Here is a 17,044-nt window from a genome sequence, read left to right on the forward strand (position 1 = left end):
TCCTTCTCCCTGTTTACGGGGAGAAGGTGGCCCGAAGGGCCGGATGAGGGGGTAACGCCAAGTTTCCAGAAGCTGGCGCCGCCCCTCATCTGCCTGCCGGCATCTTCTCCCCGTGAACGGGCAGAAGCACGCTAATCACCTATACGGCGAGTCCAGCGCGATGTTGCGCGCCAGCTCCCGCTCCCAGCGATCGCCGTTCGCCAGCAGCTTTTCCTTGTTGTAGTAAAGCTCCTCGCGCGTCTCGGTCGCGAATTCGAAATTCGGCCCCTCGACGATTGCGTCGACCGGGCAGGCTTCCTGGCAGAAGCCGCAATAGATGCACTTCACCATGTCGATGTCGTAGCGCACGGTGCGGCGCGTGCCGTCGTTGCGGCGCGGGCCGGCCTCGATGGTGATGGCCTGCGCCGGGCAGATCGCCTCGCACAGCTTGCAGGCGATGCAGCGTTCCTCGCCGTTCGGATAACGGCGCAGCGCATGTTCGCCGCGGAAGCGCGGGCTGGTCGGCCCCTTCTCATGCGGATAGTTGATGGTTTCCTTCGGCGCGAAGAACTGGCGCATCGACAGGAAGAAGGCGCTGACGAAATCCTTCAGCAGCAGCGATTTTGCGGCCTGGGCCAGAGCGGACATCACGCAAACCCCGTGATCTTGAGGAAGGCCGCGGTGGCGACGACCATGAACAGCGAGATCGGCAGGAAGACTTTCCAGCCCAGCCGCATCAGCTGGTCGTAGCGGTAGCGCGGCACGAAAGCCTTCACCATCGAGAACATGAAGAACATCAGGCAGATCTTCAGCACGAACCAGATCACACCCGGTATCCAGGTGAAGGGCGCGAAATTGAACGGCGGCAGCCAGCCGCCAAGGAACAGGATGGTCGCCAGCGCGCACATCAAAACGACGGCGACATATTCGCCGAGGAAGAAGAGCAGGAACGGCGTCGATGAATATTCGACCATGTGGCCGGCGACGAGTTCCGATTCCGCTTCCACCAGGTCGAAAGGCGGGCGGTTGGTCTCGGCAAGCGCCGAGATGAAGAACACCACGAACATCGGCAGCAGCGACAGCCAGTGCCAGTCGAGGAAGGTGTTGGGCAGGCCGAGCTTGGTGCCGAGGCCGTCCTGCTGCGACAGCACGATGTCGGAGAGGTTGAGCGAGCCGACGCAGAGCAGCACTGTGACGATGACGAAGCCGATCGAGACTTCGTAGGACACCATCTGCGCGGCCGAACGCAGCGCGCCGAGGAACGGGTATTTCGAGTTGGACGCCCAACCGCCCATGATCACGCCATAGACCTCGAGCGAGGAGATGGCGAAGACATAGAGGATGCCGACATTGATGTTGGCGATCGCCCAGCCGTCATTGACCGGAATGACCGCCCAGGCCGAGATCGCTAGTACCGCCGACACCAGCGGCGCCAGAAGGAACACGCCTTTGTTGGCGCCCGACGGGATCACCGGCTCCTTGAAGACGAATTTCAGAAGGTCGGCGAAGGCCTGCAGCGTTCCCCACGGACCGACGACGTTCGGACCGCGCCGCAATTGCACCGCCGCCCAGATCTTGCGGTCCGCATAGAGCAGGTAGGCGACGCCGATCAAAAGCACGACGATCAGCACGACCGACTTCAGAAGGATCAGCAGCGCCGGCAGCACGTAAATCGAGAGGAAAGTGTCCATGCTTATTCCGCCGCCTGCTTGAAGCCGCTCTTGGCCAGCGCCGAGCATTCAGCCATCACGGCCGACGCCCGCGCGATCGGGTTGGTCAGGTAGAAGTCCTTCACCGACGAGGTGAAGGTGCCCTTGTTCAAACGGCCACCGAGCTTCGCCACCTTGGCGATATCGTCGGCGCTGCCGGCCTGCACCTGATCGATGCGGGCGAGATGCGGGAATTCGCCATAGAGCTTGGCGCGCAGCTGCGCCAGCGAATCGAAGGGCAGCTTCTTGCCGAGCACATCCGACAGCGCCCTGAGAATCGCCCAGTCCTCGCGCGCCTCGCCCGGAGCGAAACCGGCGCGATTGGTCTGCTGCACACGGCCCTCCGTGTTCACATAGGTGCCGGACTTTTCGGTGTAGGCGGCGGCCGGCAGGATGACGTTGGCGCGATGCGCGCCGGCATCGCCATGCGTGCCGATATAGACGACGAAGGCGCCGCCGGTCCGGGCCATGTCGATTTCGTCGGCGCCGAGCAGGAAGAGCACGTCGGTGTCGCCCAGCATGCCGGCAACGTTCTTGCCGCCCTCGCCCGGCACGAAGCCGACGTCGAGGCCGCCGACGCGCGCCGCCGCATTGTGCAGCACCGCAAAACCGTTCCACTCGGGCGTGACCGCATTGACGGCGGCAGCGAGCTTTGCCGCCTGGCCGAGCACCGCCGCGCCATCCGTGCGCGCCAGCGCGCCCTGGCCGACGATGATCAGCGGATGCGTGGCCTTGCTCAGCACCTCGAAGAATTTGCCGTTGCCGTCAGCGAGATCCTTCAGCGATTCCGGGCCGGCGCCGATCAGATCATAGTCGTAGCGTGTGTCACCGATCTCGCCGATCACGCCGACCGGCAGGTTGCCGACGCGCCAGCGCTTGCGGATGCGGGCATTGAGCACCGAAGCCTCGAAACGCGGATTGGCGCCGATGATCAGCACCGCGTCGGCCTGTTCGATGCCTTCGATGGTCGGATTGAAGATGTAGCTGGCGCGGCCGAGCGAGGGATCGAGCGCGGCGCCGTCCTGGCGGCAGTCGATGTTCTTCGATCCGAGCGCGCTCATCAGAAGCTTCAGCGCATAGATCTCCTCGACAGCCGCGAGATCGCCGGCAATGGCGCCGATGCGCTCGGGCGCGGTCTTCGACACCTCGTCCTTGATCGCCGCGAAGGCTTCCGCCCAGCTTGCCGGCGCGAGCTTGCCGTTCTTGCGCACATAGGGGCGGTCGAGGCGCTGCGTGCGCAGGCCGTCCCAGATGAAGCGGGTCTTGTCGGAGATCCACTCCTCGTTCACCGCCTCGTTGACGCGCGGCAGGATGCGCATCACTTCACGACCTCTGGAATCGACGCGGATCGCCGAGCCCACAGCGTCCATGACGTCGATCGATTCGGTCTTGGTCAATTCCCACGGCCGCGCCTGGAAGGCGAACGGCTTGGAGGTCAGCGCGCCGACCGGGCACAGATCGATGACATTGCCCTGCAGCTCCGACGTCATCGCCTGTTCGAGATAGGTGGTGATCTCGGCATCCTCGCCGCGGCCGATCAGGCCGAGCTCGGAGATGCCGGCGACTTCGGTGGTGAAGCGGACGCAGCGCGTGCAGTGGATGCAGCGGTTCATCACGGTCTTGACCAGCGGGCCAATATACTTGTCTTCGACCGCGCGCTTGTTCTCGTGATAGCGCGAGGAATCGACGCCGAACGCCATCGCCTGGTCCTGCAGGTCGCACTCGCCGCCCTGATCGCAGATCGGGCAATCGAGCGGATGGTTGATCAGCAGGAACTCCATCACGCCTTCACGGGCCTTCTTGACCATCGGCGTGTTGGTGAAGATTTCCGGCGGCTCGCCATTCGGGCCGGGGCGCAGGTCGCGCACGCCCATGGCGCAGGACGCCTGCGGCTTGGGCGGGCCGCCCTTCACCTCGATCAGGCACATGCGGCAATTGCCGGCGATGGACAGCCGCTCATGGAAGCAGAAGCGCGGCACTTCCGCGCCGGCGTCCTCGGCCGCCTGCAGCAGCGTGTAATGGTCGGGTACCGTGATCTCTTTCCCGTCGACCTTTAGCTTTGCCATTCGCCTCAAACCCTCGCGGATGTCCGCAATCTATCTTCCGGGCGCAGCTTGCGCCGCGCCCGGCTTTTCAAATCACTTCGCGGCGAGCGCCGCCGCCTGCGCAGTCCAGTCGTCGCGGCCTATGCGGCCGGCAAGCGACAGATAATCTTCCACCCAGGCGATCTCTTGCGACGTCCAGGCCGCGATCTGCTCATAGGTCCAGATGCCGAGACCGTTGAGCACCTTCTCCAGTTTCGGTCCGACACCCGAAATCGCCTTCAGGTCCGACGGCTTCGCCGGCTTGTCGACGGCCTTCGGCTGCCTGAAATCCTCGGGCATCAAAGCGGCCGCTGCCGGCTGGGCCACAATATCGGCCCCGGTCGTGTCGAGAGCCTTCTCGGTCGCGTTCACCGCGATATCGGTCACGTCCCTGGCAAAGGTCTGCGCCTCGGCGATCAGCGTCTCGGTCGCCTTGCGCGCCTTGGACGCATTGGCGGCCGCTTCGCTCTGCGCCTCGAGATCGTCGAGGAAAGGCTGGAACATGCGCTGCGAAGCCTCCAGCGCGCCGGTGAAGGCGCCCATCCACATGCCGACGGCATGGTTGGCAAAACCGATGCCGAGCGCCGACATCGCCGCCGCGCCCGCGACCGGATGCGCCAGAAGGTTGACGGCGCTGGCCATCTCCTTCGGCATCATCTTGGTCAGGTCCTGGTTCATCTTCTCGAGCTGGTCCAAATCAGGCATGAACGGATAGGGTATCGAATACGGCGCCATAGAGTTCTCCTGGTCGTTTCTTCGTATGCCCCGCCCCTGCTTTGCGTCTCGGGCTTGCGCCCGTATTTCGAAGTCTTATTCCGCCGCCACCATCACCGGCTCGACCCGGTGCGCGTTGCGGGAAAACTCGTCGATGCGGCGTTCCACCTCACCGCGGAAATGCCGCATCAAGCCCTGGATCGGCCAGGCCGCCGCGTCGCCCAGCGCGCAGATCGTGTGGCCCTCGACCTGCTTGGTGACGTCGAGCAGCATGTCGATCTCGCGCTTCTGTGCCTCGCCGCGCACCAGCCGCTCCATCACCCGCCACATCCAGCCGGTGCCTTCGCGGCACGGCGTGCACTGGCCGCAGCTTTCATGCTTGTAGAAGTAGGACAGCCTGGCGATCGCTTTCACGACATCCGTCGACTTGTCCATGACGATGACGGCCGCTGTGCCGAGGCCGGATTTGAGATCGCGAAGCGCGTCGAAATCCATCGGCGCGTCGATGATCTGCTCGGCCGGCACCAGCGGCACCGAAGCGCCGCCCGGAATGACCGCCAGCAGATTGTCCCAGCCGCCGCGGATGCCGCCGCAATGCGTCTCGATCAGTTCGCGGAACGGGATCGACATCGCCTCTTCGAAGGTGCACGGGTTGTTGACGTGGCCGGAGACGCAGAACAGCTTGGTGCCGGCATTGTTCGGCCGGCCGAAGGACGAGAACCAAGCCGCACCCCGGCGCAGGATGGTCGGCGCCACCGCGATCGATTCGACATTGTTGACGGTGGTCGGGCAGCCATAGAGGCCGACATTGGCCGGGAATGGCGGCTTCAGCCGCGGCTGGCCCTTCTTGCCTTCGAGGCTTTCGAGCAGCGCCGTCTCCTCGCCGCAGATATAGGCGCCGGCGCCGTGATGCATATAGACGTCGAAGTCGTAGCCGGACGTGTTGTTCTTGCCGATCAGCTTGGCCGCGTAAGCCTCGTCGATGGCGCGCTGCAGCGCCTCGCGCTCGCGGATGAACTCGCCGCGCACATAGATGTAGGCCGCGACCGCGCCCATGGCGAAGCCGGCAACCAGCGCGCCCTCGACCAGTGTGTGCGGATCGTTGCGCAGGATGTCGCGGTCCTTGCAGGTGCCGGGTTCGGATTCGTCGGCATTGATGACCAGATAGCTCGGACGGCCGTCGCTCTGCTTGGGCATGAACGACCACTTCAGTCCGGTCGGGAAGCCGGCGCCGCCGCGGCCGCGCAACCCGCTAGCCTTCATCTCATTGACGATCCAGTCGCGGCCCTTGGCGATGAGACCGGGCGTATCGTCCCAGATGCCGCGCGACTGTGCGCCGGCCAGCGACTTGTCGAAGAGGCCGTAGATGTTGGTGAAGATGCGGTCTTTGTCCTGAAGCATTTGTCGTCCCTCAGACCGGCTTCTTGCCGAAGACGCGGATGTATTCGGCGACGCCGCCCTTGGCGAGCGCCTTGGCCTGCTTCACCCAGTCGTCGCGCTCGATGCGGCCGCGGAAATTGAGATAGCCGTCGACCCATTCGCGCTCGGCCTTCTTCCAGGCGGCGACCTGCGCGAAGGTGTAGATGCCCAGCGAATGCAGGATCGCTTCGATCTTCGGACCGACGCCGGAGATCAGCTTGAGGTCGTCGACCGTCGCCGGACGCTCGATGCCGGCCGGCCGGTTCTTGTCCTCCAGCGAAGGTTTTTCCGTCTTGGCGACCGGCTGCTTGGTTTCCGGCGCCTTGAAGGCGGCAGCCGGCTCGGCCTTGTTCTTGGGCCCGCTGCGCGGCTTGGAAACGGCCTCGACTTCCGGAGAAGCCTGATTGGCATTGGCGGCCGAATGGCGCGGCGCCCTGACGCTGGCCGCCTTCTCGGTGGCCGGAGCGACCTTGACCGGCGACGGCGTCGCCAAGGCCGGGCTGGTCTCGGGCGCATCGGTCTTCGGCTTGCTGGATTTGGACGGCGCAACCGGGCCCGAGGCGGCCGGAGCAGCGGGAGCCGGGGCCGCGGCAGGCGCCACCTGCGAGACGACGGCGGCAGAGGCAGCAGCCGGCGCCGCGGCGGCGTCCTTGGCAGCCTTTGCGGCCGCCTTGGCTTCCTTGTCACGCGTCGACTTCAGGATCGCCTTTTCGCTGGTAAGCGTCTTCAAACCATCGGCCGGCTCGGAGCCATGGCGGCCGTTCTGCGGCCCCGGCTTGACCTCGGCGCCCTTACCGACGTCGTAGAGATCGATGATCTCGGCCAGCCGCTCAGGCGTCAGGTCCTCGAAAGTGTCCTTGAAGATCATGACCATCGGCGCGTTGACGCAGGCGCCGAGGCATTCGACCTCCTCCCACGACAGCGTACCCTTGTCGTTGGTGTGGAACTGGTCGTGATGGATCTTCGAGCGGCACACATCCATCAGCGCTTCCGAGCCGCGCAGCATGCAGGGCGTGGTGCCGCAGACCTGGATATGCGCGCGCGTGCCGACCGGATTGAGCTGGTACTGTGTGTAGAAGGTCGCGACCTCGAGACCACGGATGCGCGGCATGCCGAGCATGTCCGAAATCGTCTCGATCGCCGCCTTGGTGACCCAGCCTTCCTGCTCCTGCGCGATCATCAGCAGCGGGATAATGGCCGACTGTTCGCGCCCCTTCGGGTATTTGGCGATCCACTGCTCAGCCGCCGCCGCATTAGCCTCGTTGAAGGCGAAGGTGGCTGGCTGGACGCTGGCATCTGCGAGACGACGAACTGACATTTTAGCGATCGACCTCACCAAACACGATGTCGAGGGAGCCAAGCACGGCGGTGACGTCGGCCAGCATGTGGCCGCGGCACAGGAAATCCATGGCTTGCAGATGCGCGAAACCCGGCGCGCGCAGCTTGCAGCGATAGGGCTTGTTGGTGCCGTCGGAGACCAGATAAACGCCGAATTCGCCCTTGGGCGCCTCGACGGCCGCATAGACCTCGCCGGCCGGCACGCGATAGCCCTCGGTATAAAGCTTGAAGTGGTGGATCAGCGCTTCCATCGAGCGCTTCATCGCGGCGCGCTTCGGCGGCACGACCTTGCCGTCGAGGTTCGACACCGGGCCGGCGCTTTCCTTGCCGAGCAGCAGATCGACGCACTGGCGCATGATCTTGGCCGACTGGCGCATCTCTTCCATGCGCACAAGATAACGGTCGTAGCAGTCACCGTTCTTGCCGACCGGGATGTCGAAATCCATCTCGGAATAGCATTCATAAGGCTGCGCCTTGCGCAGGTCCCAGGCGGCGCCCGAACCGCGCACCATCACGCCCGAAAAGCCCCAGGCCCAGGCGTCGGCCAGCGAAACGGTGCCGATATCGACATTGCGCTGCTTGAAGATGCGGTTGCCGGTCAAAAGCGCATCGAGGTCGTCGATCGACTTCAGGAACGGGTCGATCCACTTGCCGATATCCTCGACCAGCTTCTGCGGCAAATCCTGGTGCACGCCGCCCGGCCGGAAATAGGCCGCATGCATGCGCGAACCCGAGGCGCGCTCGTAGAACACCATCAGCTTTTCGCGCTCGACGAAGCCCCACAGCGGCGGCGTCAGCGCGCCGACATCCATCGCCTGCGTCGTCACATTCAAGATGTGCGACATGATGCGGCCCATCTCGGAATAGAGCACGCGTATCAGCTGCCCGCGCTTCGGCACCTCGATGCCGAGCAGGCGCTCGGCGGCCAAAGCGAAGGCATGCTCCTGGTTCATCGGCGCGCAGTAGTCGAGCCGGTCGAGATAGGGCACGGCCTGAAGATAGGTCTTGGCCTCGATCAGCTTCTCGGTGCCGCGGTGAAGCAGGCCGATATGCGGATCGACGCGATCAACAACTTCGCCGTCCAGTTCGAGGACCAATCTCAAAACACCGTGCGCTGCAGGGTGTTGAGGTCCAAAGTTAATGTTAAAATTACGGACGGAGGTTTCAGCCATCGTGGCGCCTCAGTTTGCCTTCGCCTTCTCATCGCCGGGCAGCACGTAGTCGGTGCCTTCCCAGGGCGAGAGGAAGTCGAAATTGCGGAATTCCTGCTTGAGCTCGACCGGCTCGTAGATGACCCGCTTGGCCTCGTCGTCGTAGCGCACCTCGACGAAGCCGGTCAGCGGGAAATCCTTGCGCAGCGGATGCCCTTCGAAGCCGTAGTCGGTGAGGATGCGGCGCAGATCGGGATGGCCCGAGAACAGCACGCCATAAAGGTCGTAGGTCTCGCGCTCGTACCAGTCGGCGCCGGGATAGACAGCGGTCAGCGACGGCACCAGCGTTTCCTCGTCGGCCTGGACCTTGAGGCGGATGCGCACATTCTGTTTCGGCGACAAAAGGTGATAGACGACGTCGAAACGCTTGGCGCGTGACGGATAGTCGGCGCCGCAAATGTCGATGATCGAGATGAACTGGCAGCGCGCATCGTCGCGTAGGAAGGTCGCCACCTCGATCAGATTGCCCGGCTCGACCGAAACGGTCAGCTCGCCATAGGCAAGCACGGCTTCGCCGATGCGGCCGGAGAGCTTCTCGCCGAGATAGGTGGAGAGTTCGTTCAACGCCAGGGTCATCGGTTCACCGTTCGATCGTGCCGGTGCGGCGGATCTTCTTCTGCAGAAGGAGAATGCCGTAGAGCAGCGCTTCGGCGCTCGGCGGGCAGCCGGGCACATAGATGTCGACCGGCACGACGCGGTCGCAGCCGCGCACCACCGAATAGGAATAGTGGTAGTAGCCGCCGCCATTGGCGCAGGAGCCCATCGAGATGACGTAGCGCGGCTCCGGCATCTGGTCGTAGACCTTGCGAAGTGCCGGCGCCATCTTGTTGGTCAGCGTGCCGGCGACGATCATGATGTCGGACTGGCGGGGAGACGCGCGCGGCGCGACGCCGAAACGCTCCGAGTCATAGCGCGGCATCGAGGTGTGGATCATCTCGACCGCGCAGCAGGCGAGGCCGAAGGTCATGAACATCAGCGAGCCGCTGCGCGCCCAGGTGATCAGCGCTTCGGTCGAGGTGACAAGGAAGCCCTTGTCGGCCAGCTCATTGTTGATTTCGAGGAAGAAGGGATCGTCCTCCCCCACCGGCCTGCCGGTGTTGGGGTCGATGATGCCCTTGGGCTTCGGCGCGACGAGGGTGCCTGAACTGTCGTTCAATCCCATTCCAGCGCTCCTTTTTTCCATTCATAGGCAAAGCCGATGGTCAGCACCGCCAGAAACACCATCATCGACCAGAAGCCGAGCATGCCGAGCTTCGAGAAGGACACCGCCCACGGGAAAAGGAAGGCGACCTCGAGATCGAAGATGATGAACAGGATCGACACCAGGTAGAAGCGGATGTCGAACTTCATGCGGGCGTCGTCGAACGAGTTGAACCCGCATTCATAGGCGGAAAGCTTTTCCGGATCGGGATTGCGATAGGCCACCAGGAAGGGGGCGATGATGAGCGCCAGACCCACGATCATCGCCACGGCGATGAACAGCACGATAGGCAGATATGAACTCAGGAGTGCGCTCATGCGGCGGCTTTCCTTCGGCGGGGCAGTTCACTTTGATTACAGCAACGAACTCTAATGCGGAAGCGTGACAGTTTAACCGCTGAACCGTTTTAAGGGAGCCCATGCTGCAACGCGGCGAGGGTTAGCGCAGCGGTTTCGGTGACGCAAGTCAAACCTTGTTCAAATCGCGGCCCTGGACGCCATATCGGAAGAAACTGGTCCGATCCGCTCCTGTTTGATTTCCTTCACTTTTCACTCCACTTTTCTCTCCTGACATATCTCCCGCCATTTGCCTGCTAGCATGGCAGGAATCACCGGCTAAAAATCCAACGGACGATCGGGGCAAGGACAGCTGATGAAGGAGAAGATCTCGCTCGCCATGGCCAGGCGCATTGCGCTTGGATCACAGGGGTTCAACGACCCTCGTCCCGCAGGGGTTCCGGATCGCCGGCACCTTGCGCGCGTGCTTTCGCGAACCGGCCTGTTGCAGATCGATTCCGTCAGCGCCGTGGTACGCGCTCATTACATGCCGCTTTATTCGCGCCTCGGCCCCTATCCGCTGGCGCTCCTCGACAACGCCGCCGTTGGCCGCAAGCGCGCGGTCTTTGAATATTGGGCCCATGAGGCATCGTTCCTGCCTGTCGAGACCTACCCCTTGCTGCGCTGGCGCATGCAGCGCGCCGAGGAGGGCGAGGAGATGTATCTCGGCCTGGCTAAATGGGGCCGTGAGCGCAAGGAGATGATCGACGATATCTATAGAGAGGTCGCCGATCGCGGGCCGATCGCCGCCTCCGACATCGAAGGCCACAAGGGCAATGGCGGCTGGTGGGGCTGGAGCGAGGCCAAGCACGCCTTCGAATGGCTGTTCTGGGCCGGGCGCATCACCACCGCCTACCGGCGCGGCTTCGAGCGCTATTACGACCTGCCGGAGCGCGTTTTGCCGCAGGCCGTGCTCGACCTGCCGGTGCCCTCGGTCGAGGAGGCGCATCGCGAATTGCTGCGCATCTCGGCCCGCGCCCACGGCATCGCCACCTATAGCGACCTCCGGGACTATTTCCGGCTGGCGCCCGGCGATACGAAGGACCGCATCGAGGAACTGGTCGAAACCGGCGAATTGCTGCCGGTGAAGGTCGAAGGCTGGGATAAGCCCGCCTATCTCCACAAGGACGCGCGAATCCCACGCCGGATAGAAGCGCGCGCCCTGCTCGCCCCTTTCGATCCCGTCGTTTTCGAACGCACGCGCACCGAAAAGCTCTTCAACTTCCGCTATCGCATCGAGATCTATACGCCGGCCGAAAAGCGCCAATACGGCTACTATGTGCTGCCCTTCCTGCTCGGCGACCGGATCGTCGCCCGTGTCGATCTGCGCGCCGACCGCCCGGCCAGCGTGCTGCGCGTCCATGCCGCCTATGCCGAGCCCGACGCGCCGCCGGAGACGGCAGCCCAGCTCTTCGAGGAGCTGAAGCAGATGCAGGGCTGGCTCGGCCTGGAGGCAATCGAAGTGACACCGGCCGGCGACCTCGGACCGGCGCTGGCCGACATCGCGGCGTCGTAGCCGCGCGTTGACAGGCGCCCAGCCGTAAGCCTAAATCTTGACCCAGACGGTCTTCTCCCGGCAAAGGGAGGAGCCAAGAGGGAATGCGGTGCGGGCCCAAAAACCCAAATCCGCGGCTGTCCCCGCAACTGTAAGCGACGAGCCCCGGCCGAAAACCACTGGGATGTTCCCGGGAAGGCGGCATCTGAGGCGACGACCCGCGAGCCAGGAGACCTGCCGTCTGAGACTTTAAGTATCCGAATGCCCGGCGGGTTTTCCGGGCAAGGAGCCTGGTTTTGGATCGCAACGGCAGTTTCCCGGCAAAGATCGCGGACATTTCGTCCGAGCCCGACGCGTTGGGCGGCGTGACCGTCATCGTCTGCTCATCCTGCCGCGACGAGGCCGGGTCCGATGCGCATCCGCGCGCCGGCGCGCTGCTGGCCGATGACACGCGCCGCGCCGCCTCGAGCGAAAACATCCGCATCCGCACCGTCGAATGCCTCGGCAACTGCAAGCGCCGGCTGAGCGCGGCGCTGCTGCGCGACGGCTGCTGGAGCTACGTCTTCGGCGATCTGGAGACGACCAGCGGCGCCGACCTCGTCGCCGGCGCAAAGCTCTTCGCCACCTCGGCCGACGGCCTTATCCCCTGGCGCGGCCGGCCCGATTCCCTCAAGCGCGGCCTGGTTGCCCGCATCCCTCCTCTCGACATGCTGAAGGACTGACCATGAACGCTTCCGTTTCCCGCGTGCCCTGCACCGTCGTCACCGGCTTCCTCGGCGCCGGCAAGACGACGCTGATCCGCAACCTGCTCGAGAACGCCAAGGGCAAGCGGCTGGCAATCATCGTCAACGAATTCGGCGATGTCGGCATCGACGGCGAGATCCTGAAAGGCTGCGGCGTCGACACCTGCCCGGAGGAAAACATCGTCGAGCTCGCCAATGGCTGCATCTGCTGCACCGTCGCCGACGATTTCGTGCCGGCGCTCGACCAGATCCTGTCCCGCACGCCGAAGGTCGACCACATCCTGATCGAGACTTCCGGCCTCGCTCTGCCGAAACCGCTTGTGCAGGCTTTTCAGTGGCCGACGGTGAAGAGCCGCGTGACGGTTGACAGCGTCGTTGCCGTGGTCGACGGCCCGGCGCTGGCCGACGGCCGCGTTGCCTCCGACATGGATGCGCTCCAGGCGCAGCGCGCGGCGGACGACTCGCTCGACCATGACGATCCGGTCGAAGAGGTGTTCGAGGACCAGATCGCCTGCGCCGACCTGATCATCCTGTCGAAGAGCGATCTGATGGACGCGGCGGGCTCTCAGCGCGCCAACGCCGTCATCGGCGAGCATGTGGCGCGCGCCGTGAAAATCGTGCCGACCGCGCAGGGCAAGGTCGATCCTTCGGTGCTGCTCGGCCTCGGCCTCGCCGTCGAGGACGATATCGAGAACCGCAAGACCCATCACGACGATGAGCTCGACCACGAGCATGACGATTTCGATTCCTTCGTCATCGACATCCCGTCGATCGCCAGTCCGGACGAGCTGGCCAAGCGCGTCGCCCTTGCCGCCGAGCAGGAAAATGTGCTGCGCGTCAAAGGTTTTGTCGAGGTCGGCGGCAAGCCGATGCGGCTTCTGCTCCAGGCCGTCGGCCCGCGCGTCAACCATTATTACGACCGCGCCTGGACGGCCGAGGACGACCGCCGCTCGCGGCTCGTCGTCATTGGCCTCAAGGGGCTGAACCGCCCGGCGATCGAGCGTATCCTCGCCGGCTGAGGCCAATACGAAAGGCCGACCCGAACCGCTATGCATATCCTCGCCACCACATCCGCTTCGCTCGACGATCTCGCCGAGCCGATCGACCTCAGGCAGACGCCTGCGGATGTCGTGGCGCTGTCCTTCACCGACAGCGATCTCGCCGGCCTGGCCGCTGCTTGGAAGGCCGATGCCGCGCGGCTGCCCTCGATGCGGCTGGCAGCCTTGCGCGATCTTCGCCACCCGATGTCGGTCGATCTCTGGATCGACAGCGTCGCCCGCCACGCCAGGGTCGTCCTCGTCCGCATCCTCGGCGGCTATGACTGGTGGCGCTATGGCTGCGACCAGCTCGCCGCGGTGGCGCGCGAGCGCGGCATCAAGCTGGCGCTGCTGCCCGGCGAAAGTCATGACGAGGACCAGCGGCTGATCGAAGCCTCGACCCTGCCGCGTGCGGAGCTGGACGCCCTGCTCGGCTATTTCCGCGAAGGCGGCCCGGCGAATATGGCGGCGCTGGTGCAAAGGCTGGCGCGGTTGGCCGGGTCGGATACGGTTGTTGCAGAGCCTGTCGGCGTACCGAAGGCTGGGTTTTATCAGCCGGGAGTTGGTGTCGTTGAGAAGCCTAACCTTTCAAAGGTCGGCGATCCTTCGCCCCCCTCTCTGTCCTGCCGGACATCTCCCCCTCAAGGGGGGAGATCAGCCGTCACCAGCCTCGGCGCCTTTTCTTCATCGGCATCAAAAGAGCCATCTGCAGCATCCGCGATTGGCGAAACCGTCAACGACAAAGCAATCTCCCCCCCTGAGGGGGAGATGTCCGGCAGGACAGAGAGGGGGGCGACGGAACTCGACGTCGACAATCTCGCCGTCGTCCCCATCCTCTTCTACCGCTCGATGCTGTTGGCGGCAGACGTAGCACCGATCGACGCTCTCGCGGAGGCGTTGAAGCTGCAAGGCCTGACGCCCGTGCCGATTTTCGTCTCCAGCCTGAAAGACCCGGCGTCGCTCGCCTTCGTCGAAACCGCCGTCGCCTCGCTGAACCCCGCCGCCATCATCACCGCCACCGCGTTCGCCTCCGGCGCGGAGCCCGGCGCCGAGACCCTGTTCGACCGCGCCGGCGTGCCCGTCTTTCAGGTCATTGTCGCCACGACGCGCCGCGAGGTCTGGGAGAACAACCAGCGTGGCCTGGCGCCCGCCGATCTTGCCATGCATGTCGTCCTGCCCGAGCTCGACGGCCGCATCCTGGCCGGCGCCATCTCCTTCAAGGGCGAGATCGAGACCGATCCGGCACTGGCCTTTCGCGCCTTCGCCAACCGGCCTGAGGCGAACCGCGTGGCGCAGGTCGCCAGGCGGATCGCGGCCTTTATTCGCCTGCAGCGGACGGAGCGGGCCGAGCGCAAGCTGGCGATCCTGGTTCCTGACTATCCAGGCGCCCCTGGACGGACCGGTTATGCCGTTGGGCTTGATGTGCCGTCGAGTGTGCTTGCAATGCTGCATGACCTGAAAGAACAGGGCTACGCGGTTGAAGGGATTCCGCAATCGCCGCGGGCGTTGTTGGATGCGCTGGAGGTGGGTGGGCACGGGTTAAGTTCAAAAGACTACCTGCGCTTGTCCGCGGAACTGCCGGAAGGCGCGCGTAATGCAGTCAGGGCTGCCTGGGGCAGCGCGGAAGACCAGATAGGGCTGCGCGAGGCCCCCCTCTCTGTCCTGCCGGACATCTCCCCCTCAAGGGGGGAGATTGGCAGTTCCTCTGCCGGCTCTCCCTCTGCTAGGCCGAAAATTGGCGAAAGCCGAGCGCAAGGGATAATCTCCCCCCTTGAGGGGGAGATGTCCGGCAGGACAGAGGGGGGGGCGACAGAACGCGAGCTTTTGCAAGCTACCCCCCAGAACCGCTTCCCCTTCCGCGCCGCCACCTTCGGCAACGTCACCGTCGCACTGGCACCCGACCGGGGTCGCTCGGCCGACCGCCGCGCTGACTACCACGACCCAACCCTGCCTCCCCGCCACGAGTTGATCGCTTTCGGGCTCTGGCTGCGGAAATCACTCGGCGTCCATGCCATCATCCATGTCGGCGCGCATGGCACACTGGAATGGCTGCCAGGCAAGACCGTCGCGCTCTCCAACACCTGCTTCCCCGAGGTCGTCACCGGCTCGTTGCCGGTCATCTATCCCTTCATTGTCTCCAATCCCGGCGAGGCGGCGCAGGCCAAGCGCCGCATTTCCGCCGTGACGCTCGGCCATCTGCCCCCGCCGCTGACAGGCGCCGGCCTTGACGAGGCGCAACAGAGGCTGGAACGGCTGGTCGACGAATATGCCCAGGCCGATGGGCTCGACCGCCGCCGCCGCGACCGACTTGCCAAGCTGATCGTCGAGACGGCGCGGAAGACCGGGCTTGCCTCGGAAGCCGGCGTCGCCAGGACCGACCAGCCCGACGAAGCGCTGCGCCGCATCGATGCCTGGCTCTGCGATCTCAAGGATTTCGCCGTCAAGGACGGGCTGCATGTCTATGGCCGCGCACCGGAAGACGAAGCCGATCCGCTGCGCCGGCAAAGCGCCGAAGCCGAAAAGGCCAACCTGCTCGCCGCGCTCGACGGCCGCCACATCAAGGCAGGCCCCGCCGGCGCCCCGGCGCGCGGCCGCTCCGATGTGCTCCCCACCGGCCGCAACCTCTTCACCTCCGACCCGCGCACCATGCCGACGCCAACCGCCTATGATCTCGGCCAGGCGGCGGCGGAGGAAGTCGTGCGCAGCTACATGCAGAGCCATGGCGACTGGCCGCGCTCGCTGGTCATCGACCTCTGGGGTTCGGCCTCGCTGCGCACCGGCGGCGAGGAGATCGCGCAAGGCCTGGCGCTGATGGGCTGCCGTCCGCAATGGGATGCCGCCACGGGGCGTATCACCGGCATCGAGGTGCTGCCGCCGGGCGCGCTCGGCCGCCCGCGCGTCGACGTCACCTGGCGCATCTCCGGGCTGTTCCGCGACATGTTCCCGACACAGATCGCGCTGATCGACGCCGCCGCCAATGCCGTCGCCGGCCGCGACGAGGACGATAGGGAGAACCCGCTCGCCGCGGCGACGCGCGCTCACGGCAAGCTCAGCCCGCGCATTTTCGGCACCTCGCCCGGCACCTATGGCGCCGGCGTCGAGGATTTGCTGTCGCGCGGCGAATGGGGCGTGCGTGAGGAGATCGGCCGCGCCTATCTCGAAGCCACCTCACATGTCTATGGCGGCGCCGACGGCGACGCGATTGCCGCGCCCGGCGCCTTCGAAGGCCGGGTCGCCGAAGCCGATCTTCTCGTTCACACCGGCGACGATCCGGGCCGCGATATCCTCGAAGGCTCAGCCGATGTCGCCTTCATCGGCGGCTTTTCGGCGGCGCTTGCAGCGCTTGGCCGCAACGCCGACGTTATTGTGCTCGACACCACCGACCCGCAGAAGCCGAAGCCGCGCTCGGTCGGCGAAGCGGTTTCGCGCGTGGTCCGCGCCCGCGCCGTCAACCCGCGCTTCATCGCAGGCCAGATGCGTCACGGCCCACGCGGCGCCTCGGAATTCGCTGAGACGGTCGACCGCCTGGTCGGCTTCGCCGAGACCACGCACGCCATTTCCGGCGCGCTGATCGAGGCCGTGCATGACGCCTATGTCGCCGACCCGGACGTCCGCGCCTTCCTGCTGCGCGAGAACCCGGCGGCGGCGAAAGTTATCGCCGAGCGCTTCCTCGCCGCGCGACGGCGCGGCCTCTGGCATCCGCTCAGGAATTCCATCGACGACGATCTCGCTGCCTTGATCGCCGAAGCCGAAACAAACGAGGTGGCGGCATGAATGCC

14 protein-coding genes and 1 riboswitch are annotated in these 17,044 nt (G+C 65.0%); of the genes, 4 read left to right on the plus strand and 10 right to left on the minus strand.

The features are described 5' to 3' along the window. Positions 1-135: 135 nt before the first annotated feature. The 10 genes from nuoI to EOA23_RS10045 all read right to left on the minus strand — a co-directional run bounded on the left by nuoI (position 136) and on the right by EOA23_RS10045 (position 9,972). Complete coding sequence (nuoI, locus tag EOA23_RS10000) at positions 136-627, minus strand: NADH-quinone oxidoreductase subunit NuoI (RefSeq protein WP_042643165.1); 492 nt, start codon at positions 625-627, stop codon at positions 136-138. After that, positions 627-1,670 (minus strand): NADH-quinone oxidoreductase subunit NuoH, encoded by a 1,044-nt coding sequence (gene nuoH / locus EOA23_RS10005; protein ID WP_127303796.1) that lies wholly within the window; start codon positions 1,668-1,670, stop codon positions 627-629. The genes nuoI and nuoH overlap by 1 nt, the downstream gene beginning before the upstream one ends. A 2-nt stretch (positions 1,671-1,672) precedes the next feature. Further along, positions 1,673-3,754 carry an NADH-quinone oxidoreductase subunit NuoG gene (gene nuoG / locus EOA23_RS10010; protein WP_127303797.1) on the minus strand — a complete coding sequence of 694 codons (2,082 nt, stop codon included), beginning with the start codon at positions 3,752-3,754 and terminating at the stop codon, positions 1,673-1,675. 72 nt (positions 3,755-3,826) lie between these two features. Continuing rightward, positions 3,827-4,507: an NADH-ubiquinone dehydrogenase gene (locus tag EOA23_RS10015; protein ID WP_127303799.1), complete on the minus strand. Its 681-nt coding sequence runs from the start codon at positions 4,505-4,507 to the stop codon at positions 3,827-3,829. A 75-nt stretch (positions 4,508-4,582) separates the two neighbouring features. Beyond that, positions 4,583-5,887 carry an NADH-quinone oxidoreductase subunit NuoF gene (nuoF, locus tag EOA23_RS10020; protein ID WP_127303801.1) on the minus strand — a complete coding sequence of 435 codons (1,305 nt, stop codon included), beginning with the start codon at positions 5,885-5,887 and terminating at the stop codon, positions 4,583-4,585. 10 nt (positions 5,888-5,897) lie between these two features. Continuing rightward, positions 5,898-7,223, minus strand: coding sequence for an NADH-quinone oxidoreductase subunit E (locus tag EOA23_RS10025; RefSeq protein WP_127303803.1), 1,326 nt, complete (start codon positions 7,221-7,223; stop codon positions 5,898-5,900). Position 7,224: 1 nt separating this feature from the next. Beyond that, positions 7,225-8,415, minus strand: a complete 1,191-nt coding sequence (locus EOA23_RS10030; RefSeq protein WP_127303805.1) for an NADH-quinone oxidoreductase subunit D — start codon at positions 8,413-8,415, stop codon at positions 7,225-7,227. 9 nt (positions 8,416-8,424) lie between these two features. Next, a complete protein-coding gene (locus tag EOA23_RS10035) occupies positions 8,425-9,030 on the minus strand; it encodes an NADH-quinone oxidoreductase subunit C (RefSeq protein ID WP_042643181.1) in 606 nt (201 codons plus the stop codon). Between the two features lie 4 nt (positions 9,031-9,034). Then, a complete protein-coding gene (locus tag EOA23_RS10040; RefSeq protein ID WP_015317338.1) occupies positions 9,035-9,616 on the minus strand; it encodes an NADH-quinone oxidoreductase subunit B in 582 nt (193 codons plus the stop codon). Continuing rightward, positions 9,607-9,972 (minus strand): NADH-quinone oxidoreductase subunit A, encoded by a 366-nt coding sequence (locus EOA23_RS10045; RefSeq protein WP_042643187.1) that lies wholly within the window; start codon positions 9,970-9,972, stop codon positions 9,607-9,609. The genes EOA23_RS10040 and EOA23_RS10045 overlap by 10 nt, the downstream gene beginning before the upstream one ends. Before the next feature lie 334 nt (positions 9,973-10,306). On the opposite strand from EOA23_RS10045, the gene EOA23_RS10050 reads away from it, so the two are divergent. The 4 genes from EOA23_RS10050 to EOA23_RS10065 all read left to right on the plus strand — a co-directional run bounded on the left by EOA23_RS10050 (position 10,307) and on the right by EOA23_RS10065 (position 17,039). Then, positions 10,307-11,506 carry a winged helix-turn-helix domain-containing protein gene (locus tag EOA23_RS10050; protein ID WP_127303807.1) on the plus strand — a complete coding sequence of 400 codons (1,200 nt, stop codon included), beginning with the start codon at positions 10,307-10,309 and terminating at the stop codon, positions 11,504-11,506. A 30-nt stretch (positions 11,507-11,536) separates the two neighbouring features. After that, a riboswitch (cobalamin riboswitch) is annotated at positions 11,537-11,742 on the plus strand. A 39-nt stretch (positions 11,743-11,781) separates the two neighbouring features. Further along, a complete protein-coding gene (locus EOA23_RS10055) occupies positions 11,782-12,207 on the plus strand; it encodes a DUF1636 family protein (protein WP_127303809.1) in 426 nt (141 codons plus the stop codon). 2 nt (positions 12,208-12,209) lie between these two features. Further along, a complete protein-coding gene (gene cobW, locus EOA23_RS10060) occupies positions 12,210-13,247 on the plus strand; it encodes a cobalamin biosynthesis protein CobW (protein WP_127303810.1) in 1,038 nt (345 codons plus the stop codon). A gap of 30 nt (positions 13,248-13,277) precedes the next feature. Next, positions 13,278-17,039 (plus strand): cobaltochelatase subunit CobN, encoded by a 3,762-nt coding sequence (locus EOA23_RS10065; RefSeq protein WP_127303812.1) that lies wholly within the window; start codon positions 13,278-13,280, stop codon positions 17,037-17,039. Positions 17,040-17,044: the final 5 nt, after the last annotated feature.

Origin of the sequence: Mesorhizobium sp. M2A.F.Ca.ET.042.01.1.1 (assembly GCF_003997405.1) — a bacterium.
Classification (GTDB): domain Bacteria; phylum Pseudomonadota; class Alphaproteobacteria; order Rhizobiales; family Rhizobiaceae; genus Mesorhizobium.